Raw genomic sequence first — 22,130 nt, forward strand, 5'->3', positions numbered from 1 at the left:
GGCGCTGGTGGGCGCGGGAGGCTGGGCGCCGAACTGGGCACGCAGCACACCGGCCGGTGGCTGCTGGCCACTCGGGTCACGGGGCACCTCGGGGTCGTTCGCGCCCGATGTCGCGACGAGCGCGAGCGCGCTCAACACGAGACCGGACACGACCATTCCGGCGCCCTGCGCCGCCCTGCGCCGGGTACCGCCCGTGTTGAGTCTGCTTCCCGAGCCCAGCACGTTCGGCGAGTTTCCCAGCGGCGCCACCTGGCCGAGCGGAGCGGCGCCGCCCAGTACGGAAGGGGAACCGGCACCTCGCAGACCTGCGACACGGTCAGGGCGCTGGATCGTCACCAACTGCCCGTCCTCGGTCATCGCCAGGTTGTCGGGCGAGGCGGACAGTTCGGTGTCCTGCGGGATGGAGCGCAGGCTCGCGAGAAAACCCGCCGACATCGACGGAGCGTGCGCGCTCTGGACCGCGGTCCGCGCCTGCCGTTGGGCGGACACGTCAGCGGCGCAGCCTGGGCAGCGGGCGACGTGCGAAGCGGCACGCTCGTGTGCCGCGAGGGACAGTTCCTGGTCGACGAAGGCGACGACGGCGTCCGGCAGAAGATGCGACTCGGGAAGTCCCCAGCCACGAAGTTCGCTCATATCCCTCGCCTCACTCGCCGGCAGGCTGCACATCGCTCGCTGCCATACCCGGCTCGCCCACGGTGCCGGTCGCTCATATCCCTCGCCTCACTCGCCGGCAGGCTGCACATCGCTCGCTGCCATACCCGGCTCGCCCACGGTGCCGGTCGCTCATATCCCTCGCCTCACTCGCCGGCAGGCTGCACATCGCTCGCTGCCATACCCGGCTCGCCCACGGTGCCGGTCGCTCATACCCGCACCTCCGACCCCTGTTTCAGCGCCCTGCGGCGCTCAAGGGAGGCGCGCAACGCCTGGCGACCGCGGTGAATCCTGCTCCGCACCGTACCGAGCTTCACGCCGAGGGTGGCACCGATCTCCTCGTAGGACAGGCCCTCCACATCGCAGAGGACCACGGCGGCACGGAACTCCGGCGGTAGCTCGTCGAGCGCGGCCTGCAGGTCCGGGTCGAGGTGCGTTTCTGAGTACACCTGTTCCGGGCTCGGGTCGTCACCGATGATCCGATCGGTGTCCTCCGGCAGCCCCTCCATCCGCACCCGCGACCGGCGCCGGGCCATGTCGAGGAAGAGGTTGGTGGTGATCCGGTGCAGCCAGCCCTCGAAAGTGCCCGGCTTGTAGGAGGCCAGCGAGCGGAAGACCCGGATGAACGTCTCCTGGGTGAGGTCCTCGGCGTCATGGGTGTTACCGGACAGGCGATAGGCGAGCCGGTAGACGCGATCGGCGTGCTCACGCACGACCTCGTCCCAGGACGGTGGCGTCCAGGCCACCTCGCCGTGGTCACCAGCGGTGCTCACGGTGCTCGTTACGCCCGCAACGGCGGACTCGGCCTGCGGTTGCGCGGGCATCGGGGTCTTCTGCATCGGCGGTGAAGGCACCTCCATCGGGCTGTCTCCCAACTACTCCACCCAACGCGGGTCCGGCGTCGTGTGTTCCCACTGACGAGACTCAGTCTCGCCCGTCTCCTTATGGTTCTAGTGAGACGGCGCTGAGAGGAGCCTGAGAGTGTGCGGCGGCGAACGCCCACTTCACACGCCGGCCGGTCGCACAGCACCCACCGCCTCACACGCCGGCAGGCTCACAGCGCTCAGCGCGTGGTCCCCCAACCAGCGGCGCCGGTCGCGCAGCACCCACCGCCTCACACGCCGGCAGGCTCACAGCGCTCAGCGCGTGGTCCCCCAACCAGCGGCGCCGGTCGCGCTAGTCTCTTCCCCGTGACCTCCGAGACCCACACCACTGGTTCGGCCGGACTGGGTGACCTGATCGAGGGTTTCCTGCCCGAGGACGATCCGCTCACCGTGGCGCGCCTGCGTGCCCAGGAGCTCGGGTGCCCTTCGGTGGACGCCGCGAGCGGAGCGGCGCTGTGCTTCCTCGCCGCCGCCCTGCAGGCCAGGGCCGTGGTGGAGATCGGCACCGGAGGCGGGGTCAGTGGGCTACACCTGCTCAGAGGTATGGCCAAGGACGGCATCCTCACCTCGATCGACATCGAACCCGAGTACCACCGGGCCGCCAGGACGACCTTCTCTGCCGCTGGTTTCGCTCCCGGTCGCACACGACTGATCATGGGTCGAGCACTGGATGTGCTGCCCAGGCTGACCTCGGGTGGCTACGACCTGGTGTTCGTGGATGCGGCGCGCGTCGAGTACCCCCTGTACTACGAGAAGGGGGTGCAGTTGCTGCGACCGGGCGGGGTCATCGTGTTCCACAACGCACTCGCCGACGGCCACCTCGGCGAGCCCGGCCGCCGCGACCCGGAGACGATGGCGCTGCGCGAAGTCGCCCGAGCCGTCCGCGAGGACGAGCGACTGGTCCCTGCGCTGCTACCGGTCGGGGGCGGCCTGCTGGTGGCGGCGGCGGCCGACCACTGACCAACCCGCCCACCAGCAGGCCCTGCACGCGGGCGCGCGGTCATCTGCGCGCGAACAGCAGCACCCCGAGGCCTGCGAGGCCGAGCCAGCACGCGGTGACCGCCACGAGCACGCCCCAGCCGGCGTGGCCGTAGACCGCGGTTCCGATCGTGCCGCCGACGCTGCTGCCCAGGTAGTACGCGAGCGTGTACATCCCGGAGACCTGGCCGCGCGCCTTTGCCGGTGCCTCCGCGGCCGCCCAGCCGTTCGCCACCGCGTGTGCGGCGAAGAAGCCTCCGGTGAGCACGACGAAGCCCGCCACCACCAGCGGGAGCGAGTCGGGCAGCGTGAGCGTGGCTCCGGCCACGGTGATCACCAGCGCGGTAACCAGCGAGCGGACCCTGCCGAAACGGCGGACCAATCTGCCCGCAGCGCCCGAGGACACCGCCCCCATGGCGTAGGCGAGGTAGACCAGGGCCGCGATCGCCGGACTGAGCTCGAGCGGCGCGCCGGTGAGCCGGAACCCGGCCGCGTTGTAGAGCGCGACGAACGAACCCATCGCGAGCAGGGCGACCGTGTACTGCACCAGCAATACCGGTGCCCGCAGTGAGGTGCCGATCCCGGCGGCCAGTCCGCGCGCGGTCGGCGTACCGGCCCCTGCTGGTGATCCGGTCGAGCGGGGTAGCAGGAGCACGGTAAGCAGCGAGCAGAGCAACGCGACCCCGGTCACGGCACCGAGCGCCCCACGCCAGCCGAACAGGTCCGTGGTGAACCCGGCGGCGAGTCTGCCGGTCATCCCGCCGACGGTGTTGCCCGCGACCATCGCGCCCACCGCGGTCGCCACGCCGTTGGCATGAGACTGGCGGCGCGCGGCGTCGCCGTCCGGCTGGCGACGGGAGGCGGATCGGCCGAGCTGCTCGGTCAGGTAGGCCGCGGCGACGCCGGGAAATCCGGCGATGGCAATGCCCTGCAGCACCCGGAGCACGAGAAACACCGGATAGTTGGGCGCGAACGACAGCAGTACGCCCAGCACCACCGACGCGATTACGGACGTCACGATCACCGGTCGCCTGCCGGTCACCTCGGACAGCGCCGCGATCGGCAGGACCGCGAGTGCCAGCGCACCGGTCGCGAGCCCGATGGACAGGGAAGCGCGGCCCGGATCGAGGGCGAAGTGTGCGGCCAACTGCGGCAACAGCGGTTGAGGCGCATAGAGCAGGGCGAACGAGGACATCCCGGCCGCCGCCACGGCGAGGGTGATCCGCCGCGTCTCCCGCCTGTCCTGGATCACGTTCTTCTGCTCCTGCGTCGTCACCACTCAGAAGTTAAGCCGCACTAATCAATACGTCTAATACGCAGAACCGTCATAATTGATTCTGTGCTGCATGAATCAACGGATGCCGTGCTCGCGGCCCGGCTGGCCCCCAATCTGGCCGTGCTGAAGGCGCTGGCCGAGACCGGAAACGTCACCAGGGCAGCCGAGCTCCTCGGTATCCCGCAACCCACCGTGAGCCGCAGGCTTGCCGCCCTCGGCATGGCGGTGGGCGCCCCGCTCACCGCGACCGAGGGCCGTGGGATTCGTCTCACCAGGGCAGGCGAGTTGCTCGCGTCGACCGCCGGGAACGCGCTCGGCGCCGTGGAACACGGCCTGCGTCAGGTACGCGAGGAGATCGATCCCGAACTCGGGCACATCAAACTCGGGTTCCTGCACCTGCTCGGCCGGGCGCTGGTTCCGGAACTGCTGCGCGGATTCCGGCAGCGGCATCCGCAGGTGCGGTTCAGCCTCATCCAGGGGTCCCGGCGGGACATCATCGACCGGCTCGCCCGGGGCGACGTCGACCTCGCGCTCGTCGCTCCGCTGCCGTCAGGCGATCCAGAACTGGCCGGATTCGTGCTCTCGGAACAGGAACTGTTCCTCTCCGTCCCCGCGGTCCACCGGCTCGCCGGACGAGACGAGGTAGAGATCGCCGAGTTCGCAGACGACGAATTCGTACTGCTGGAGTCCGGGTACGGGCTGCGCCAGATCACCGACGAACTGTGCGCGCGGGCCGGCTTCCAACCGAGGACCGCGTTCGAGGGCCAGGAGTCGGACACGGTGCGCGGACTGGTCGCGGCCGGGCTCGGGGTGGCCCTGCTGCCCAGTTTCGGTTCCGCGCCACCTGCGGGGGTGGTGGAACTGCCGCTGCGGCCCCGCATCAGTCGTTCCATCGGCCTCGTCTGGCCGAAGCGCCACGCCCTGACGCCCGCGGTGCGGGGTTTCCGGGATTACGTCACCGCCACCCGTCACGCGTAGGAGGCGACGAGCTCCACGAGGGTGCGCGCACCGAAGCCGGTACCGCCCGGCACCACCTCGTTGTAGTTCTTCTCGGAGCGGGCGGGACCTGCGATGTCCAGGTGCGCCCAGGGCAGGCCCTCGGTGAACTCGCGGAGGAACAGCGCCGCGGTGATCGCACCCGGCCCGGACGGCGTCTGCTTGACGTCGGCGAGTTCCCCGCGCACCACCTCGACGAGGTCCTCCAGCAGCGGCATCCGCCACCAGGGCTCACCCGCGCGCACACCCGCGGTTCGCACCCGCTCGGCCAGGTCGTCCTCGGTCGCGAAGAGGCCGCCGGTGCGCAGACCCAGCGACAGTTTCATCGCGCCGGTCAGTGTCGCGACGTCGACAACGGCGTCCGGCGAGTACTGCTTGATTCCGTACGCCAGCGCGTCGGCCAGCACCATCCGACCCTCGGCGTCGGTGTTGCCGACCTCGGTGGTCCGGCCGCCGTAGTGCCGCACGACATCACCGGGGCGGTACGCCGATCCCGAGACGTGGTTCTCCGCGGCCGGAACCAGGGCCGTCACCCGGACTTTGAGCCCCAGTGCCGCGATCGCCCTGATCGCCGCGATCACCGCGCCGCCGCCCGCCATGTCGGTGCGCATCAAATGCATGCCGTCCGCGGGTTTGATCGAGATTCCGCCGGTGTCGAAGGTGATGCCCTTGCCCACCAGCAGCAGATGTGCGCGGGCGCCGCGCGGCCGGTAGCTGAGTTCGATCAGTCGCGGCGGGCTGGCCGAACCGCCGCCCACCGCGAGAACGCCGCCGAACCCCTTGTCCGCGAGCCATTGTTCGTCCCGCACGGTGACCGAAAGGCCGGCCACCTCCTCGGCCGCGCGACGGGCAACGCCTGCCAGCCACTCGGGGTTCTTCACATTCGACGGCGTGTTGGCCAGGTCGCGGGCGAGCGACGAGGCCGCGGCCAGCCGGAGTGCGCGGTCGACGGCATCCGCACAACCTTCCGCTTGCTCGCCTGCGAGCAGGCGCACGCCGCGTACCCGTGGATCCGGATCCTCGCCGGAGACCTTGAAGTGATACCCGCCGAGCAGCGCTCCGACCGCGAACTCGGCGTACTCCTGTGGTCCCGCACCGTCGGGCAATCGCACCTGAACGGTCCGCGCGGGACGGGCCCCGGCCCGCGCCGCCGCGGCCGCGTCGGAATCGGCCGCTCGAACGAAGGCCGCCCCGGCCGCTCGATACCCCGCGGCGTCGCCGGATCCGGCACCGACGAGCCAGCGCGCGGGAGTTCCGGTCGCGACCGTGTGCACCTCGCCTGCCCGGCCAGTCGCGTGCAGCTGCGCGATCAGTTCACCGAAGTCCGCGGTGCCGCCGCCCGTGCCGGTACCTTCGTCGCCGTTCTGGCCGATGATCACCGCGGCGAGCGGCACACCACGGCGCGAACTGTGGGTCACTTCGACGTCGATGAGCGGGGTGGGAACGGTGGGCAGCGGCGAACGCGCCATCAGCGACCTCCGGGTAGCACGACGACGCACCCTGGCTGCGGGCGCGTCGGACAGGCCAGCAGACGGTTGTGTCAACGCTGGCAGGGCTGGTCAGCAGTGGTTCAGCCGGTGACCTCCTGCAGGGCAGCACCGAGATCCTTGGCCTCTTCGGCCGAAAGCTCGACGACGAGTCGCCCACCACCCTCGAGTGGTACGCGCATCACGAGGCCCCGCCCCTCCTTAGTTACTTCGAGGGGACCATCTCCGGTCCGGGGCTTCATGGCCGCCATAGCGTGCTCCCTCCGTCTCAACCGGCGCGCCCGGGTCGCGCCCGCCAAAGCAACCGGGTTGTGACCATTCTCCCTCATCAGGAAGTGGCCGCGAACGCGGACCGATCTTTTGGTGTTGCATAGGTGCTGGTATGCGGCCCGTGAGGCTGCGAGACTCGCCCGACAGCCCCGATTTCAGGAGGATTTTAGTGACGACCGACGACGTGTTGCTGGCCGCCGACGCCGACGGTGTGCGCACGCTGACGCTCAACCGGCCGAAGGCCTACAACTCGCTCACGATCGAACTGAAGGAGCGACTGCTGGCCGCGTTGCGCGACGCGGCAGCCGACGACACCGTGCGCGCGGTGGTGCTGACCGGTACGGGCAAAGCCTTCTGCGCGGGTCAGGACCTCAAGGAGCATGTCGGCCTCCTGCAGGCGGGTGATCCGGCGCCGCTGCGGACAGTCGCCGACCACTACAACCCGATTGTGAAGGCGATCGTGGACATGCCCAAGCCGGTGATCGCGGCGGTCAACGGCCCCGCGGCCGGGGCGGGCGCCGCTTTCGCCTACGCCAGTGATCTGCGAATCGCGGCTGAGTCCTCCAACTTCCTGATGGCCTTCGCCAATGTCGGCCTCGGCCCGGACTCGGGCGCGGCCTGGACGCTGCAGCGACTCATCGGCTACGGCAGGGCGGCCGAACTGATGCTGCTGGCCCGCACGGTCGACGCCGAGGAAGCCCAGCGGATCGGGCTGGTCGGCGAGGTCGTGGCGGACGCGGAACTGGCGCAGCGGGCCCAGACGGTGGCGGCGAAGCTCGCGGCTGGACCGACCGTGGCCTACTCGAAGATCAAGGGAGTGCTGACGCTCGCCGCCGAGAGCACCCTCGACGAGGCACTCGCCGCGGAGGAGGAGGCACAGGGCGCGCTCGGCAAGACAGCCGACCACACCGAGGCGGTGGAGGCGTTCGTCGCCAAGCGCAGGCCGAACTTCACCGGCGCCTGAGGGGTGGGGCGGAGTTCCCCAATGCGGCATTGGGGACGTTGGAGTTCCCCAATGCCACATTGGGGAACTCCTCCCGCCGCTCAGTCGGCGGCCCGCCAGCACCCTTCGACGTGGTCGTCGACCATGCCGGTGGCCTGCATCATGGCGTAGCAGGTGGTCGGGCCGACGAACGTGAATCCGCGCTTCTTCAGTTCGCGCGCCATCGCCTTCGACTCCGCGGTGATCGCGGGGACGTCGCTCATCGTGCTCGGTCTTGCGCGGCCGTCCGGCACCGGGGCGAAGGACCAGAGCAGCTCGTCAAGTGGGCGGTCCAACTCGGCGATGGCACGGGCATTGGTGACCGTTGCCGCGATCTTGGCGCGGTTGCGAACGATCGCGGCGTCACCGAGCAGGCGGGCGACGTCGTCCTCGGTGAACGTCGCCACCCGCTCCGGCCGGAAACCCTCGAACGCACGCCGGAAGCCCTCGCGCTTGCGCAGGATCACGATCCAGGACAGTCCGGACTGGAACGCCTCCAGCGACAGCCGTTCGAACAACGCGACCTCACCGCGCAGCGGGATTCCCCACTCGCTGTCGTGGTACTCGGCGTAGTCGGGGGCAGTGTTGCCCCAGCTGCATCGCGACACCCCGTCGGAACCAAGAAGTTCGCTCACCGCTCATTCACCCACCACGTACGACTCGGCGAACCGGGCGAAGCGTTGGAGTGAGTAGCGCAGTCCCGCGGTGAACACCGGCTTGGCCAGCGGCCAGCCCAGCTTCCCAATCGGGCCGAACGGCAGGATCAGCCGCTCCGACCAGATGAACACGGATCGATCCGGCCCCCTGTCCTGCACATGGAAGGTGCCGGTGCCGCGGACCAGCTTGCCGAGATGGCGCACGGTGCAGCGCGCAGGCGGCTCCCAGCCGGTGATCTCCATGGTGTCGGTGAATCCGATCGGGCCGAGTCCGCTGATGGCGGCGAGCCTGGAGCCGACACTGCGACCGTTGCCCTCGGTCACCCGGACGTCGGTGGCGAGCATCCACTCGCCCTGCCGCTCCCAGTCGGTCAGCGCGAGCCAGGTCGTGCCCGCGGGCGCCGCGACGTCGACCGAGAGCATCACGTCAGTCGTCACTGTGCCGTCTCCCGCCATGCGGGCTGCTCGCCCGCCCCGCTCTCCAGCTCGGCAACGCGAGCGCGCAGCCCGTCGATCTCCAAACCCAGCCTGGCCACCACCCAGTCGACCTCGGCCATCTTGTAGCCGCGCAGCACCAGCTGGAATTTCACCTCGCGCACGTCCTCGCCGGTGATGTCCTCGGCAGGCAACCGGGTCGGCGAGCTGCCGGGCGCGAGCGGGGCGAGTTCCTCGCCACGGCCGAAGACGACTGCGGCGATCAGGAACACCACAGCCGCCACGAGCAGCATCACGATGAGGTAGATCAACGCGGTGGTCACTCGACGATCGTGGCACACCGGCCCCGCCGATGTCCTCGCGCGCCGCTCACCGACGCAGAGGACCCCCACCGTTGCCACGCGCCGAGAGGACGTCACGCATCGGCGGCCGATCCGCGACGGTCACCGGCGTGGTGTCCGGCAGCCACTCACCCGCGACCTGCACGAACTGGGTCAACTCACCCGCTTCCGCCGACTCCGTACCGCAGCGCGCGAGTGCCGTGCCCAGAATCTGGCTCGCCATGACCCCGAGCTGCAGCAGCGACCGGTTGCGATGCTTGCGCACACCCAGGTTCACCTGGGCCAGCGCGTCGAGGCCGCGAGTGGCCTCGGTGTCGAGCAGCAGACCGATCTCGACGCCGTATCCGGCCGCGAACGGCACGGACTCCAGCAGCTCCCTTGTCGCGGCGTACTCCCCGCCGAGTGGCTGCACGAGTCCGGCGAGCGCGGGCCGCAGCGCGGCCAGCGCGGGCCGGGCCAACAGCTCCGTGACCCGGCCACCACCGGTGCCCTGTTCGTCGCTCTCCAGCCGCAGCGGCCTGCGGTAGAAGCCTTTCACCAGGTGCACACCCTGCTCCGTCAGCAGCGGGCCGAGCAGGGTCGGTACGAACGCCGGATCCGGTTCCACCAGATCGGAGTCGAGGAAGACGACAAGATCCCCGCTGGTCGCGGCGAGGGAACGCCAGAGCACCTCGCCCTTGCCGGGCACCGGATCCCATTCGGGGAGCACATCCGCCCGCCGGACGACCCTCGCACCCGCCCTGCCGGCCTCGGCGACGGTGTCGTCGGTGGAACCGGAGTCGACCACCACGAGTTCGTCCACAAGCGACCCCAGCAGCGGACGCACCGAGCGCACGACGGCGCCGACGGTGTCTTCCTCGTCGAGTGCGGGCAGCACCACCGACACCGTGCGTCCGGCCTTCGCCTCGACGAGCTCGTCGACGGACCAGTGTGGCGACTGCCACGTCCGCCTCGCGAACCAGGCGCTCGTCTCGGGGGTCATGTCGCCGATCGTGCCATGCTTGAGTCACCATCGTTGTGGGAGGACCTGTGCTGCACCTGCTCATCCGCGGACTACTCGCGCCGCTGGCCCGGTTGCTGTACCGGCCAGTCGTCCGCGGCGCGGACAACGTTCCCGAGCGAGGAGCGGTGCTGCTGGCCGCCAATCACCACGCCGCGGTCGACACCGCCGTGCTCGGGATCGTCTCGCCGCGGTCGGTGAAATTCCTCGGGAAGGCCGAGTACTTCGCGGGCAAGGGACTCAAGGGACGGTTGTTCGCGGGATTCCTCTCCGCCCTCGGTTACGTACCGGTGGAGCGGGGCAACGCCAAGGCCGGTCTGGCCGCGCTGGAAGCGGCCAGGGCGGTTCTGCACGACGGCGGGGTGTTCGGCATCTACCCGGAGGGCACGCGCTCGCTGGACGGCAGGCTGCACCGGGGGCACACCGGTGTCGCTGCGCTGGCACTGGCCACCGGTGCCGTGGTGGTTCCGGTAGCGCTCAGCGGTACCGAGAAGGTGCAGCCGGTGGGCATGCGCATCCCCCGAATCGCCAGGGTCGTCGTCCGATTCGGTGCGCCACTCGACTTCTCCCGCTATGACGGGATGAACGCCTCCCCCGCCGTTCGCCGAGCGGTGACCGACGAGATCATGTACGCGATCATGGAGCTGTCGCAGCAGGAGTACGTGGACACCTACCACGCGCGCCCGGAGTCGGGCGCCGCGTAACACCACTCGCACTTTCCCGGGAAAGCGCGATACCCCGCGCCAGCAACCACCGCGCTTTCCCGGGAAAGCGCGAATACCCCGCGCGCGCAACAACCGCGCTTTCCCGAGAAAGTGCGAGTGCCCCGCGCCTGCAACAACCGCACTTTCCCGGGAAAGCGCGAGTGCCCCGCGCGTGCAACCACTCGCGCTTTCCCGGGAAAGCGCGAATACCCCGCGCGCGCAACTACCGCGCTTTCCCGGGAGAGCGCGAGTGGTGCTGTGGGCTAGGGGGTGAACTTGTCGAGCAGGACGGCTGGGTCGGGGTCAACGGCGAGCAGGTCGCGGGTGCGGGGCTGCAGGAAACCCTCGGTCGTCATGTGGTCGATGAACGAGACGAGCTGCCGGTAGTACCCGTCGGTGTCGACCAGGCCGATCGGCTTGTCGTGCAGCCCCAGCTGAGCCCAGGTCCACACCTCGAACAGCTCCTCCAGCGTGCCCGCGCCGCCGGGCAGCGCGAGGAACCCGTCGCTGAGTGCCGCCATCTTCGCCTTGCGCTCGTGCATGTCGGCCACCACGTGCAGCTCGGTCAGCCCGTGGTGGGCGACCTCCGCACGCCGAAGATGTTCCGGGATCACTCCGAACACCTCGCCGCCCTCGGCCAGTGCCGCGTCGGCGATGACTCCCATTGTGCCGACACTCGCACCGCCGTACACGAGGCCGATGCCGCGCCGGGCGAGCAGGCCACCCAGCGCCGCCGCGTTCTCGACGTACCGGCTCCCGTTGCCGTCCGACGAGCCGCAGAAAACACAGATCCGCTTCATCTAGTGCGTGTCCTCCCAAGCCTTGTAAGCGTCCAGCACGATCTTCACGGCGTCGTCGATGTCGTCGGTGACATGCAGCAGGGCCGCGTCCTTCTCCCCGATCTTGCCCTCGCGCAGCACGGTGTTACGGACCCAGTCGTGCAGGCCGCCCCAGTAGTCACTGCCGAACAGCACCACGGGGAACTTCGTGACCTTCTTGGTCTGCACCAGGGTCAGCGCCTCGAACAGCTCGTCCAGCGTGCCAAAACCACCTGGCAGGCAAATGAAGGCCTGCGCGTACTTGACGAACATCGTCTTGCGGGTGAAGAAGTAGCGAAAGTTCACTCCGAGGTCCACCCACGGATTCAGCCCCTGCTCGAAGGGCAACTCGATACCGAGTCCGATGGAGAGCCCGCCCGCTTCGGAAGCACCCCGGTTGACCGCCTCCATCGAGCCAGGGCCACCGCCGGTGATCGCGGCGAACCCGGCCTCGGCGAGCGCGGCGCCTATCCGGCGGCCGAGCTCGTACTCCGGGTGGTCGCGGGAGGTGCGGGCCGAACCGAACACCGTGACCGCGCGCGGCACTTCGGCCAGCGCGCCGAAGCCCTCTACGAACTCGGACTGAATCCGCAACACCCGCCACGGATCGGTATGCACCCAGTCACTCGGCCCACGCGAGTCGAGCAGCCGCTGGTCGGTGGTGCTGTCGCCGACCCGCTTCTCCCTGCGCAGGACCACGGGGCCGCGATAGTGCTCAGGAGGGTGCTCGGGATCGTTCTGGAACTCGTTGCTCACCTGGTCGCTCACGGTGCCAGCCTAGTGCCGCAACGATGTTGAGGTATCTCGCCCGTTACTGGGCTCAGCCGCGCTGTGCGCCGGTCAGCTCCGCACGAGTGCGGCCAGTTCGAAGTGCATGGGATCGGTCCACTGCCAGTCGCCGCCCCAGGCAAATCCCCACTTCTTGAAAATGTCCACCACTCGGCGATCGATCTCGCCCACGGTGCCACGCTGGTTTCCCGCGACGTTCAGATCGATGGCGATACCCCAGGTGTGCAGCGACAGACCGCGCGCGGGGTCATGGCCGATGAACCGCGGCACATAGCAGCCGCCGTAGTCCCCCCGGTCGATGCTGCCGGCCAGCCCCTGCCGCACGACGTCTTCCAGCGCGGCCCGCAACTGGCTGAGCATCACCCGATGGCAGATGACCCTGCCGAGGATCGGCACGTTCTCGGTACGGATGTTCGCCGCCACCCACCGCGCCTCAGGCTGCACTGTGCCATCGTCGAAGTAGCGATAGCTGAACGATCCGACGGCCTGCGCCACCGACCCGCGAGTCAGCTGAGCTGCCTGCCGGGTGCCTTCCCGGACAGTGGTCTCGCTCAGCGGCCGAACGTCCGCGCGATCGCCCACGAGCTCACGGAGCTTTCTCGCCGTGCCGTCGATATCGACCTGGTCGACCGAGACCAGGAGCGCGTTGTCCTGCTTCATGCCGAGCTGGGCGCGCCTGCGCTCGTTGACCACGGCATCGATTTGCGGAACTGTCGTGGCGTAGGCGCCGATTCGCAGCTCCAGTTCCTCGATATGCGTGCGGAGGCCGAGCGTCCCGCCCAACGGTTGATTCAGGTCCCGCCCGATCTGATGGCTGAGGGTGACGTCGCCACTGGCGACGGCTTGCCAGACCTCGTCCGTCCCGGCGGTGGCCTCATCGGTATAGCGACGATAGGCAGCGGGGTCGGCGGCCACCACCGTGATGGATCGCTCCCCGACCGGAACCGACGCCATCGACAGGGGCGTCGCCAGCCGGACGCCGCTGAGATCGTTGACCCGGTTCCTCAACGATGCGGGCAGCGTGTTGTCACCCACGACGAGCAGGTCGGCGGTGAGCAACGTGCCCCGCAGCGGACCTGGATCGGGCACCGCCCACGTCGATGCGCCGCTCGGCTCCGCCTTGGCCCGCTCCGCCGTGGCGGCCCTTACGTCCACCGAGTCGTACACACCGCAGCCCGTGAGCATCGCGCCGGCCAGCACGCAGGTCACCGAGCGGACCGCGGACTGGCGAAGCCACGCGCTCAGTGTCTCGCTCACGCCCGGGCCAGTCGGAACATGACTGCCCCCGCTCAGTTGGCCAGCTGCCCGATACGGGGCGGGTTGCAGACTCGGCAAGGGGTCAGACCACGGGCGACGACCGCCTCGATCTGCACCAGCTCCGCCTCGTCGCGCGCCTCCGGAAGGTGGCAGTCGACGCGGTGATAGGAGGATTGACCCGACACCACGAAGCCGGTGAAACCCAGGCCCGTCGCCGCACTGACGCCCGCGTTGGACCCCTGATGCTCGACGGCGGACGCCAACCGGTCGAGAGCCGCTTCGAGCTTGGCCCGATCCTGCCGCTGGTTCTGCACGATGATCATGGCAGCGCCGACGACGACCACGGAGAGACCGACCAACCCACCGGAGATCACGTACGGGAACTGGGCGTGGATGAACGGCTGACTGGCCGCACCGTTCCAACCGAGGAACAACAGGACGAACCCGACGAGACACAGCAGCACGCCGAGCTGCCCACCCAGTCGACTGAGATTTATCTGCACTCGGTACTCCCTTGTCTCGTCCCGGGTCTAAGCCCCGAGATATGCCTCGCGCAGGTTGACCTCACGAAGCTGATCACCCACGCCGGTGTACACCAGGGTTCCTTTTTCCATGATCAGTGCGCGGTCCGCGAACGGCAGCGCACCCGCGTTCTGCTCGACCATCAGCACCGTGGTGCCGTCGGCCTTGATCCGGGAGGTGACCTCCCAGACCGTGCGAGCAAGTGTCGGCGACAGCCCCAGCGATGCCTCGTCGATCAGCAGCAGCCGGGGACGCGACATCAAGGCTCGTCCCACGGCGAGCATCTGCTGCTCCCCGCCCGACAGCGTGCCCGCAAGCTGGTCCTCCCGCTCCCCGAGCTGGGGGAAGTAGTCGACGACCAGATCGAGCTGTCGTTTGACGGTCTTGCTCTCTCTCCGGCGGGTCCACGCGCCGAGCCGCAGGTTCTGCCGCACGGTCAGGCGGGGAAACACCCGGCGCCCCTCGGGGCTCAGCGCGATCCCGCTGGCCACCCGTGCCGAAGCGGACTTCCGGCCGAGGCCTTTGCCGTCGAAACGGACCTGGCCGGAGCGCGGCCGGAGCAGGCCCGCGATCGTGCTGATCGCCGTGGTTTTGCCCGCACCGTTGAGACCGAGCAACACACAGAGTTCACCCTCCTCGACGACGAAGTCGATCCCGTGCAACACCGGGAAGGCGTCGTAGCCGACGACCAGGTCGGACACTTCCAGCAGAGCCATCAGGCGTACTCCTCCTGCGCCGGAGCGCCGCTGTCCTGTCCGGGTTCCTCACCGAGATAGGCACGGACCACCTCGGGATGGCGGCGCACCTCCTCCGGCTTACCCTCGGCGAGCACCTCGCCGAAGTTGAGGCAATACATGTAGTCCGATATTCGAGTGACCAGCGGGACATGGTGGTCGATCAGCACGATGGTGATGCCGAACTGGCGGCGCAACGACAGCAGCGTGTCTCCCAGTTCGTGCGCTTCCTCCGGGCCCATGCCCGATCCGGGCTCGTCCAGCAGAAGCAGGTCCGGGTCGGTCGCGAGCACCGTGGCGATCTCGACCCGCTTCAGCACGCCGTAGGGCAGGTCAGCCACCCTGGCCTCGGCGACGTCGTGCAGGTCGAGCAGGTCGAGCAGTTGCTCCGCACGGTCGCGCAGACGGCGCTCCTCGGCGAAAGTGGCGGGCCCACCGGTCATCCCAGCCCACGGATCGTATTCGGTCTCCAGGTGCTGCGCGGTGACCACGTTCTCCAGCACCGTGGTGTTCTTGACCAGGCCCACGTTCTGGAAGGTGCGTCCGATACCCAACGCGGCGCGTTTGTGCACCGGCAGCGAAGTGATGGTCTTACCGCGATATCGAACCTTGCCCTTACTGGGACGGTAGAAGCCGGTGATGCAGTTGAACAGCGTCGTCTTTCCCGCCCCGTTGGGCCCGATGATGCCGACGATCTCCCACTCACCCGCGCGCAGGTCGACCTGCTGCAGGGCCTTGACCCCACCGAAGTGAATGCTGACTTTGCTCACCTCAAGCACGGACATCGTTCACCTCCACCTCGGAAAGCTTGCCCGCATGGAGGTCGAACCGGCGGCCCAGCAGCCATTCCTTGATCGGTGCGATCTGCTGCCCGATACCACCCGGATACAGGGTGATGGTCAACAGCAACAGAATCGGCCCCACCACCAGTCCGAAGAACTCCTTCGGCAGGCCGATTGTGCCTTCGATGAAGCCCTCGATATGCAGGATCTCGACCAGCGTGCCGCCTTCCATCAGGGCGAAGAAGACCGAACCGATGACAACACCGATGCGGTTGCGCAGTCCGCCGACCACGGTCATCAGAACGAAGATCAGGGCCAGCTGGAAGTTGAAGCTGGTGGGCACGATGAGCGTGTTGTTCTGCGCCAGCAACGCACCCCCGATGCCCGCGAACACCCCGGAGGTGACGAACGCGAGCAACGTGTAGGCCTTCACGTTGATGCCGAAGGACGAGGCCACCCGCGGGTTCTCCCGAAGGGCCTGGAGGGCCCGGCCGCCCTTGGTGCGCATGAGTCGCCAGTCCAGCCAGAGCACCACTGCCAGAAACGCCAGACATAGGTAGTAGAAGGTGAAGTCACTTTCGAAACCAATGGGGCGGGGTATTTCCTTGCCGCCTTCGCCGCCGGTGAAAGCGGCGATACTGAACAGTGTTTCCTCGGCGAACATCCCGTACGCGAGGGTGACCAGCGCGAAGTAGAGCCCGGTCAGTCGCAGTGAGATCGCGCCGAGCACCGCGGCCTGAAGCCCGCCGACGAACGCCGCGATCGGCAGTGCGAACCAGAACTCGGCGCCCATATCCACCACGATGTAGGCAGAAACGAAAGCGCCGACGCCGACGAACGCCTGGTGTCCCAGCGAGATGGTGCCCGTATAGCCGATCAGCACGTTCAGCGAAAGGCCGATGATGGCGAAGACCACGGCCTTCGAGGCGTGACTCACGTCGGACACGCCGAGCTCGAACGGAGAGAGCACGTTTCCGGGTAGCGCGAAGACCACCCATGCCAGCAGCAGCCAGAGCAGGCCCCTGGCGAGCCAGCCGGCACTGCTCGGCCGGAACGGCTGTTCCTCGTCGTCGGTGGACTCCTCGACGACGGTCGGCATCTCCCGGGTCGTCTCGGCCGGCGATTCGGTGGGCAGCACGGTTGTCAGTTCCGTTGTCGCCTCGGTTTCGGCCTCCTGGTTCTCGTCCGTGCTGCTGCGCCCAGATGATTCCGAAGTGTCAGCGATTCTCATACGGGGACCGCCCTTCTCACGAACAGTCCCTGCGGCCTCAGCAACAGCACCACGAGCAGGAACACGAACAGGATCATCGCGCCGCCGCCCGCCATACCGCCGAACAGGCTCAGGCTGCCGAACTGCTCGATGACTCCGACCACCACACCGCCGAGCACCGCCCCAGGCATGCTCTTCATGCCCCCGAGCACCGCGGCCATCAAGCCGGGCAGCAGTGCGGCGCCACCACCGAAGCTCAGAAAACCCGCCGTGAAGGTCAGGTTGGGACCGGACAGCACTCCGGCCAACCCGCCGAGCAGAGCCGCGATGCCCCACGTCATCATCGACACCCTGCGGACACTGATGCCGACCAGTTCCGCGGCGGTGGACTCCTGCTGCGCCGCCTGTATCGCGATTCCGGACGGCGACCTGAAGAAGATCGCCAGCGCGATCGCCACCGCGACGAGCACGCCGAAGGTGATCAGGTGCTGCCAGGTGACGGCCGCGCCGAAGGGGGCGAAGGCCACCCCGTCGACGATTTTGGGCATGGTCCTGATCGGAACCTCGTTGTTACGCCAGAACTGGATCCCGATCGCGGCCAATGCGACGCCCGCCGTACCGACGAGCAGGGTGACCCGCGACGCGTTTCGCAGCGGATGGATCACGAGACGTTCGGTGGCAAGCCCCATCGCCACCGCCGCGGCGAGGCCGAACACGATGCCCCACCCGTAGTCCCAGCCCCATAGCTCTACTGCCGCGAACGCGGCGAACAGCCCGGTCGTGCCGAACTCGGCCTGGGCGAAGTTGAAGACGCCCGACGCCCGGTAGATCAGCACGATCCCGAGCGCGACCAGTGCGTACACACTGCCCCGGAACACGCCGTTGACCAGGGCGATTCCCAGCTCGGTCATCATGGTCGGACGTTCACCTGCTCAGTCCGGAACTGCCGCGCACCACAGTCCGCCCTCAGCAGGTGCATCCCGGTGCCACCGAAGTGCTTCTTCCCGCCGAACTTCACCTTGGGGTAGACGCCGTTGTCGAACGTCTTCCCGCTGTCGAGTGCCGCCATCAGGCTCTGCCTGCTCAGGTCCTTGCCCGCTGCCTCGGCCATCTGACTGACCAGCTTCTCGATGCCCCAGATCGCGATGGCGATGTCGTCGGGCGCGGAACCGTTCTTCTTCCGATAGGCCGGAGCGAAGTTCGGGTCCATCGAGTTGATCTTGTCCAGCTGGGGGAACGAAGAGAAGAACTGCGCGTTGGCCAGCTGCGGGCAGCCACCGGTCGCCACGATGTTGAGACCGTTGGTGTTACCCGGCCCCACGAACCGGACCGAGCAGGTCATCGCCTTGGTGACGTTGATCAGACCGCTGGGACTTCCGTTCCACACCACGGCCTTGGCTCCGCTGTTGCAGATCTTGGCGGCGATCGTCGGGGCTTCGGACTGGATGTTCTTCGGCACCCGCTCAGCGAAGGCGAGGTTGCCGCCGAACGCCTTGCTCAACGAGCCCTTCTGTACCCCGAAGTAGTTGTTCAGGCTGTCGTTGCTGGCCACCATCAAACCGACCTTCTGACCGCCGAACTGGCCCCGCACCACCTTGGTGATCATCGGAGCCTGCTGCTCGTACGTCAGTGATACGGCGTAGTAAGTGCGCAGGGCATTGAGCGTCCCCAGATTCGGCCGGGCCTCATGCACTCCGGCCGAAATGTAGGGCACCCCGACCGACGCGGCGTAGCGGGCGCAGGAGTCGATCTGGTCGGAACCCGCCCCGCCGATGATCAGGAAGACCTTCTGCTGCTGGGCGAGGTCCTTGCACGCCGCGCGGGCCTGGTTGGGATTGAACGCGTCGTCGCGGAACAGCACCTCGAGCTTTCGTCCGTTGATGCCGCCCTTGCTGTTGATGTAGCTCGCGTAGACCCCTACGGCGTTCTCGAAGGACCGCTGCGGGAACGCCGCCGCACCGGTCACCGGGGCATGGATTCCGATCTTGATGGTGGTTTTGGTGACGCCGGTGCGATCGACCGGGCCGGATGGCGTCGCGTCGGTCGTTCTCGGTGTGCCCGGAGCCTTCTTCGAGGTATCACCGGTGCGGCTGTCGGTACCGGTACCGCTGTCGGTACCGGTACCGTTCAGCTCCTCGCCCGGCACGACGCCGTCCGCGCCGGGAACAGTTCCTTCGGCCCCGGGAACCACACCTTCGGCACCGGGCACGAGGTTCTCCGCGCCCGGCATGCCCAGCGCCTGTCCGCCCGGACCGTACAGCTGGCCGACGCCCGGCTTCTGGCCACATCCCGCGACCACCATCGCGGATACGGCGAAGACGATTGCACCGATCCGCAGTGTCCGTACCCGCATCACCGGGCTCCTCCTGTCCTTCTGCCACCGCTTCGCCACTGTTCGAGTGCCCGGCTGACCCCGCGCCGCGCGGTCGCCGTCGCGGGCTCACCCGCTGGACCGAGCGCGAGCATCGAGAGGTAGGCCAGGCCGAGCACGATCGGGGCCAGGATCCATATCCCGGCCGGGATGTCTTCCAGCGCCGATGGGGCGATCAGGAAGGGCTGGGCGACCGGGGCTGCCTGCGGTTGCGGTACGTCGGCATCAGCTGGCGCGGCCACCGGGATCTCCGCCCCTTCCGGGGCCGCGTCCAGCTCGACCGGTGCTGCCTCCGGTGCGCCTCCGGCCAGGTCGGAGGAGAAGTCTTCCGGCGCGGAACCACTGTCGCCGGTACCGATCGCGGCGTCGTCGTTTTCCGAGCCGCCATTTCCCGGGTTGCTCGGCCCCGGCGTGGCGACCAGTGCGACGCCGATGCCCTTGTTGCCGATCCCGTCGAAGGCGACCTGGAAGCTCTCCGGCTGATCGACCTGCTCGACAAGGACCACGGAGCCGGACGTCTGGTTGTCCTGGCCCAGCCACTGAACCGCGAACGAGGTCAGATCGAAGGTCCACACCCCGTCCGCGCCACGCTCGCCCGGCTGGCAGTTGCCGTCGTCGAAGTCCGGCTTCGCTCGCCACGCCGCGGCTTCCCCGTCGGACCAGAACGGTTCGGTAACGGAGCAGGCGACCACCCTGGTGCCTTCCGCATCCGCGCCGGCGTTTGCGCCCGGCTCCTTGCTCTCGCGCAGGGAGAGAACGAACGAGGACACGACGGCACCCGGCTCGGCATCGAAGGAGAACTCGATCGCCGACAGCTTCTCCGCATCGCCCAGTACGGCGGACGCCGGAAGGGCGCCCTCCGGCACGTTCTTCGGGGGAGGAGCGGGCGGCAACGCATCTGTTCCTGGCGAGGCCGCGGCTGGAAACTGGCTGGTGTCGTTGGTTTTCCACCACCAACCCGTCTTGACTATCTGCGCACCCGATGCCGTTCCCGGGTCGACCCTTTCCACGGCGGCACTCGCGGCGCCCACGCCCAGCACGCCCAGCACGAGGCTGAGCAGGAACGCCAGACCAATCTTGCGATGTACCTCCACCGTCGGGCTCGACAGACGGAGGGCCGCAAGTCGTGTGTCACTCAACTCGTCGCGCATCTAAGGCCCCTTAGTTACTGTCGAGTAGGCCAGCGAAAGTAAGCTACATCACTCCTAAAACACTCACAAGGGTTACAAAGACGGCATTCGGGCGATAGTGGTCCCGACCAGCAATCGCCCTCCGTTACCCCGTAGGACGCAGCGCGTCTCCCGATCCCCCACGGAATCGGTGGCCCTCGACGGCATCCTTGACCGGGTCATGGATCCGGTGCGGCCGCTGCGATCTGTCCGGCCGCAGGCTTGTTCAGCTACCAGCCAGGAAGACCCGTAGTACCTCGGCCACTCGCCTGATCTCCGTGGCCGCCACGTGCTCCTGCCTGGTATGCGCGAGGGTCGGATCCCCCGGGCCGAAGTTCACCGCAGCCATACCGAGTTCGGCGAAGCGGGCGACATCCGTCCAGCCGAGCTTCGCCGCCGCACGACCGCCCGCTGCGGCGACCAACTCCGCGGCGGCGGGTGCGCCGAGCCCCGGCAGTGCGGCAGGCGAGGAGTCCACAACGGACAAGGTGTAGCCGTCGAACACCTCGCGCAGATGCCGCTGCGCCTCCTCCAGTGTGCGGTCGGGGGCGAAGCGGTGGTTGATCGCCAGCACGGCCTCGTCCGGCACGACGTTGCCCGCGACCCCGCCGTTCACCCGGACCGCCTGCAGCCCCTCGCGGTAGGTCAGCCCGTCGATGTCGACCACGCGGGCTTCGTACGCGGCGAGGCGGGCCAGTGGCTCGGCCAGTGCGTGGATCGCGTTGCTGCCCATCCAGGCTCTCGCGGTGTGTGCCCTCGTACCGCTGGCGCGCAACTCCACCCGCATCGTGCCCTGGCAGCCCGCCTCGATCACCGCGTTCGACGGCTCCCCCACGATCGCGAGATCGCCGTGCAGCCACTCCGGCTGCTCCCGTTCGATCCGGCCGAGGCCGTTGCGCGCCGCCTCGACCTCCTCGCAGTCGTAGAAGACGAAGGTGAGGTCCCTGCGTGGGTTGGTGACGGCGGCGGCCAGGTGCAGGAAGACCGCGTCGCCGCCCTTCATGTCCACGGTCCCGAGTCCGTGCAGCACCTCGCCCGACCCGCTACCGGTGCGTTCCAGCGGCAGGTTCTCGTTCACCGGAACGGTGTCCAGGTGTCCGGCGAGCACGACTCGCTCCGGCAGCCCGAAATGGGTGCGGGCCAGCACTGCGTCGCCGTTGCGGACGATCTCCAGGTGCGGAGCGTGGACGCGAAGTGCGTCCTCTACCACCCCGGCGATCTCCGCCTCGGCTCCGGACACGCTGGCGATGTCCACCAGCGCCGCGGTGATCTCGACGGGGTCTGCACGCAGGTCCAGGGTGCTCACGTGCCCGACGCTACCGGGACTGCGTACCGTGAGATCGTGCGCATACGAGTTGTCCCCGCCGTCCTCGGCGCCGTGTTCCTGCTGACCGCCTGCTCCGGTGAGGCAGGCCCGACCCCGAAGCGGGCACCTCAGGATCCGGGTCCCGGAGCACTGCAGGTCAAACTGGAGGCGCTCACCGTCGACACCTGCTACACCGAACCAGCCGAGCAGGACCCGCCCGGCTGTGAGAAGTACGTCACCCAGCTGGGCAGCGTTCCCGGCAAGGCCCGCCAGTTCGCCGGTACCGCCCACCCCGAACTCGCCAGGTACGGCACCGAACTCGAAGCGGCGATCACCGCATACCGCGCTGACTCCTGCAACACCGAAGCAGGCACCGGCGCCGCGACCTGCTCGGATGCACTGGTCGCGATCGCGGACGCCCTGGGCGGGGTCGAGTCGGCCCTTGGCGCGGTGGTGAGCACCACCCCGGCAACCGAGACCGGGACGACCCCGGGCTGAACGGGCGCGGCCAC

General features: G+C 68.5%; 25 protein-coding genes. 5 read left to right on the top strand and 20 right to left on the bottom strand.

Going from position 1 to position 22,130, the window contains the following annotated elements; genetic code table 11:
- Together D0C15_RS30150 and sigE are read right to left on the bottom strand one after the other, a co-directional pair.
- Nucleotides 1–633: anti-sigma factor family protein (locus D0C15_RS30150; RefSeq protein ID WP_211323386.1), on the bottom strand; the 633-nt coding region annotated here is incomplete at its 3' end.
- A 227-nt stretch (nt 634–860) separates the two neighbouring features.
- Nucleotides 861–1,511, bottom strand: coding sequence for an RNA polymerase sigma factor SigE (sigE, locus tag D0C15_RS30155; RefSeq protein ID WP_116051518.1), 651 nt, complete (start codon nt 1,509–1,511; stop codon nt 861–863).
- A gap of 330 nt (nt 1,512–1,841) precedes the next feature.
- On the opposite strand from sigE, the gene D0C15_RS30160 reads away from it, so the two are divergent.
- A complete protein-coding gene (locus D0C15_RS30160; RefSeq protein ID WP_116051519.1) occupies nt 1,842–2,495 on the top strand; it encodes an O-methyltransferase in 654 nt (217 codons plus the stop codon).
- A 40-nt stretch (nt 2,496–2,535) separates the two neighbouring features.
- Here D0C15_RS30160 and D0C15_RS30165 read toward each other — a convergent pair whose 3' ends face one another.
- A complete protein-coding gene (locus D0C15_RS30165) occupies nt 2,536–3,735 on the bottom strand; it encodes an MFS transporter (protein ID WP_245976413.1) in 1,200 nt (399 codons plus the stop codon).
- Between the two features lie 117 nt (nt 3,736–3,852).
- Here D0C15_RS30165 and D0C15_RS30170 point away from each other — a divergent pair, with 117 nt between their 5' ends.
- Complete coding sequence (locus D0C15_RS30170) at nt 3,853–4,767, top strand: LysR family transcriptional regulator (RefSeq protein ID WP_116051520.1); 915 nt, start codon at nt 3,853–3,855, stop codon at nt 4,765–4,767.
- Here D0C15_RS30170 and D0C15_RS30175 read toward each other — a convergent pair.
- Both D0C15_RS30175 and D0C15_RS30180 read right to left on the bottom strand, forming a co-directional pair.
- Nucleotides 4,758–6,254, bottom strand: coding sequence for a leucyl aminopeptidase family protein (locus D0C15_RS30175; RefSeq protein WP_116051521.1), 1,497 nt, complete (start codon nt 6,252–6,254; stop codon nt 4,758–4,760). The genes D0C15_RS30170 and D0C15_RS30175 overlap by 10 nt on opposite strands.
- Before the next feature lie 101 nt (nt 6,255–6,355).
- Entirely contained in the window at nt 6,356–6,523 is a 168-nt protein-coding gene (locus D0C15_RS30180; protein WP_005155393.1) for a DUF3117 domain-containing protein, read from the bottom strand.
- A gap of 188 nt (nt 6,524–6,711) precedes the next feature.
- Here D0C15_RS30180 and D0C15_RS30185 point away from each other — a divergent pair, with 188 nt between their 5' ends.
- On the top strand, nt 6,712–7,506 hold the full coding sequence (locus D0C15_RS30185) for an enoyl-CoA hydratase-related protein (protein ID WP_116051522.1): 795 nt from the start codon (nt 6,712–6,714) through the stop codon (nt 7,504–7,506).
- 80 nt (nt 7,507–7,586) lie between these two features.
- Here D0C15_RS30185 and D0C15_RS30190 read toward each other — a convergent pair whose 3' ends face one another.
- Genes D0C15_RS30190 through D0C15_RS30205 form a run of 4 tightly spaced genes read right to left on the bottom strand, consistent with a single transcriptional unit; the run spans nt 7,587 to nt 9,938 of the window.
- On the bottom strand, nt 7,587–8,159 hold the full coding sequence (locus D0C15_RS30190) for a DNA-3-methyladenine glycosylase I (RefSeq protein ID WP_116051523.1): 573 nt from the start codon (nt 8,157–8,159) through the stop codon (nt 7,587–7,589).
- Between the two features lie 3 nt (nt 8,160–8,162).
- Complete coding sequence (locus D0C15_RS30195) at nt 8,163–8,603, bottom strand: SRPBCC family protein (RefSeq protein WP_342768620.1); 441 nt, start codon at nt 8,601–8,603, stop codon at nt 8,163–8,165.
- A gap of 11 nt (nt 8,604–8,614) precedes the next feature.
- On the bottom strand, nt 8,615–8,938 hold the full coding sequence (locus D0C15_RS30200; protein ID WP_116051525.1) for a DivIVA domain-containing protein: 324 nt from the start codon (nt 8,936–8,938) through the stop codon (nt 8,615–8,617).
- A 46-nt stretch (nt 8,939–8,984) separates the two neighbouring features.
- Nucleotides 8,985–9,938 (bottom strand): glucosyl-3-phosphoglycerate synthase, encoded by a 954-nt coding sequence (locus tag D0C15_RS30205; protein ID WP_116051526.1) that lies wholly within the window; start codon nt 9,936–9,938, stop codon nt 8,985–8,987.
- A 47-nt stretch (nt 9,939–9,985) separates the two neighbouring features.
- Here D0C15_RS30205 and D0C15_RS30210 point away from each other — a divergent pair, with 47 nt between their 5' ends.
- Nucleotides 9,986–10,660: a lysophospholipid acyltransferase family protein gene (locus D0C15_RS30210; protein WP_116051527.1), complete on the top strand. Its 675-nt coding sequence runs from the start codon at nt 9,986–9,988 to the stop codon at nt 10,658–10,660.
- 263 nt (nt 10,661–10,923) lie between these two features.
- Here D0C15_RS30210 and D0C15_RS30215 read toward each other — a convergent pair whose 3' ends face one another.
- The 11 genes from D0C15_RS30215 to dapE form a co-directional block, all read right to left on the bottom strand.
- Nucleotides 10,924–11,460: an LOG family protein gene (locus D0C15_RS30215; protein WP_116051528.1), complete on the bottom strand. Its 537-nt coding sequence runs from the start codon at nt 11,458–11,460 to the stop codon at nt 10,924–10,926.
- Nucleotides 11,461–12,246: an LOG family protein gene (locus tag D0C15_RS30220; RefSeq protein WP_116051529.1), complete on the bottom strand. Its 786-nt coding sequence runs from the start codon at nt 12,244–12,246 to the stop codon at nt 11,461–11,463.
- 72 nt (nt 12,247–12,318) lie between these two features.
- On the bottom strand, nt 12,319–13,524 hold the full coding sequence (locus D0C15_RS30225) for a M15 family metallopeptidase (RefSeq protein ID WP_116051530.1): 1,206 nt from the start codon (nt 13,522–13,524) through the stop codon (nt 12,319–12,321).
- 32 nt (nt 13,525–13,556) lie between these two features.
- Nucleotides 13,557–14,027 (bottom strand): hypothetical protein, encoded by a 471-nt coding sequence (locus tag D0C15_RS30230; RefSeq protein ID WP_116051531.1) that lies wholly within the window; start codon nt 14,025–14,027, stop codon nt 13,557–13,559.
- A 27-nt stretch (nt 14,028–14,054) separates the two neighbouring features.
- Nucleotides 14,055–14,762, bottom strand: a complete 708-nt coding sequence (locus D0C15_RS30235; RefSeq protein ID WP_245976410.1) for an ABC transporter ATP-binding protein — start codon at nt 14,760–14,762, stop codon at nt 14,055–14,057.
- Nucleotides 14,762–15,565: an ABC transporter ATP-binding protein gene (locus D0C15_RS30240; RefSeq protein WP_116051545.1), complete on the bottom strand. Its 804-nt coding sequence runs from the start codon at nt 15,563–15,565 to the stop codon at nt 14,762–14,764. The genes D0C15_RS30235 and D0C15_RS30240 overlap by 1 nt, the downstream gene beginning before the upstream one ends.
- Nucleotides 15,552–16,793, bottom strand: coding sequence for a branched-chain amino acid ABC transporter permease (locus tag D0C15_RS30245; RefSeq protein ID WP_116051533.1), 1,242 nt, complete (start codon nt 16,791–16,793; stop codon nt 15,552–15,554). Before D0C15_RS30245 ends, D0C15_RS30240 begins: the two co-directional genes overlap by 14 nt.
- On the bottom strand, nt 16,790–17,686 hold the full coding sequence (locus D0C15_RS30250; RefSeq protein WP_116051534.1) for a branched-chain amino acid ABC transporter permease: 897 nt from the start codon (nt 17,684–17,686) through the stop codon (nt 16,790–16,792). Before D0C15_RS30250 ends, D0C15_RS30245 begins: the two co-directional genes overlap by 4 nt.
- Nucleotides 17,683–19,125 carry an ABC transporter substrate-binding protein gene (locus D0C15_RS30255; protein ID WP_116051535.1) on the bottom strand — a complete coding sequence of 481 codons (1,443 nt, stop codon included), beginning with the start codon at nt 19,123–19,125 and terminating at the stop codon, nt 17,683–17,685. The genes D0C15_RS30250 and D0C15_RS30255 overlap by 4 nt, the downstream gene beginning before the upstream one ends.
- Nucleotides 19,125–20,294, bottom strand: a complete 1,170-nt coding sequence (locus tag D0C15_RS30260) for a hypothetical protein (protein WP_162830312.1) — start codon at nt 20,292–20,294, stop codon at nt 19,125–19,127. Before D0C15_RS30260 ends, D0C15_RS30255 begins: the two co-directional genes overlap by 1 nt.
- A gap of 244 nt (nt 20,295–20,538) precedes the next feature.
- Nucleotides 20,539–21,618, bottom strand: a complete 1,080-nt coding sequence (gene dapE, locus D0C15_RS30265) for a succinyl-diaminopimelate desuccinylase (protein ID WP_116051537.1) — start codon at nt 21,616–21,618, stop codon at nt 20,539–20,541.
- 36 nt (nt 21,619–21,654) lie between these two features.
- On the opposite strand from dapE, the gene D0C15_RS30270 reads away from it, so the two are divergent.
- Complete coding sequence (locus D0C15_RS30270) at nt 21,655–22,116, top strand: hypothetical protein (RefSeq protein WP_245976412.1); 462 nt, start codon at nt 21,655–21,657, stop codon at nt 22,114–22,116.
- The last annotated feature ends 14 nt before the right edge of the window (nt 22,117–22,130 follow it).

It is taken from the genome of Amycolatopsis palatopharyngis (assembly GCF_003385185.1).
GTDB lineage: Bacteria > Actinomycetota > Actinomycetes > Mycobacteriales > Pseudonocardiaceae > Amycolatopsis > Amycolatopsis palatopharyngis.

Excerpts from the sequence above, each read along its gene's own strand:
- D0C15_RS30245 (WP_116051533.1), bottom strand. The coding sequence starts at position 16,793 with ATGAGAATCGCTGACACTTCGGAATCATCTGGGCGCAGCAGCACGGAC.
- D0C15_RS30195 (WP_342768620.1), bottom strand. The coding sequence starts at position 8,603 with ATGCTCTCGGTCGACGTCGCGGCGCCCGCGGGCACGACCTGGCTCGCG.
- sigE (WP_116051518.1), bottom strand. The coding sequence starts at position 1,511 with ATGGAGGTGCCTTCACCGCCGATGCAGAAGACCCCGATGCCCGCGCAA.
- D0C15_RS30180 (WP_005155393.1), bottom strand. The coding sequence starts at position 6,523 with ATGGCGGCCATGAAGCCCCGGACCGGAGATGGTCCCCTCGAAGTAACT.
- D0C15_RS30175 (WP_116051521.1), bottom strand. The coding sequence starts at position 6,254 with ATGGCGCGTTCGCCGCTGCCCACCGTTCCCACCCCGCTCATCGACGTC.
- D0C15_RS30240 (WP_116051545.1), bottom strand. The coding sequence starts at position 15,565 with ATGTCCGTGCTTGAGGTGAGCAAAGTCAGCATTCACTTCGGTGGGGTC.
- D0C15_RS30235 (WP_245976410.1), bottom strand. The coding sequence starts at position 14,762 with ATGGCTCTGCTGGAAGTGTCCGACCTGGTCGTCGGCTACGACGCCTTC.
- D0C15_RS30260 (WP_162830312.1), bottom strand. The coding sequence starts at position 20,294 with ATGCGCGACGAGTTGAGTGACACACGACTTGCGGCCCTCCGTCTGTCG.
- D0C15_RS30215 (WP_116051528.1), bottom strand. The coding sequence starts at position 11,460 with ATGAAGCGGATCTGTGTTTTCTGCGGCTCGTCGGACGGCAACGGGAGC.
- D0C15_RS30205 (WP_116051526.1), bottom strand. The coding sequence starts at position 9,938 with ATGACCCCCGAGACGAGCGCCTGGTTCGCGAGGCGGACGTGGCAGTCG.
- D0C15_RS30250 (WP_116051534.1), bottom strand. The coding sequence starts at position 17,686 with ATGATGACCGAGCTGGGAATCGCCCTGGTCAACGGCGTGTTCCGGGGC.
- D0C15_RS30255 (WP_116051535.1), bottom strand. The coding sequence starts at position 19,125 with ATGCGGGTACGGACACTGCGGATCGGTGCAATCGTCTTCGCCGTATCC.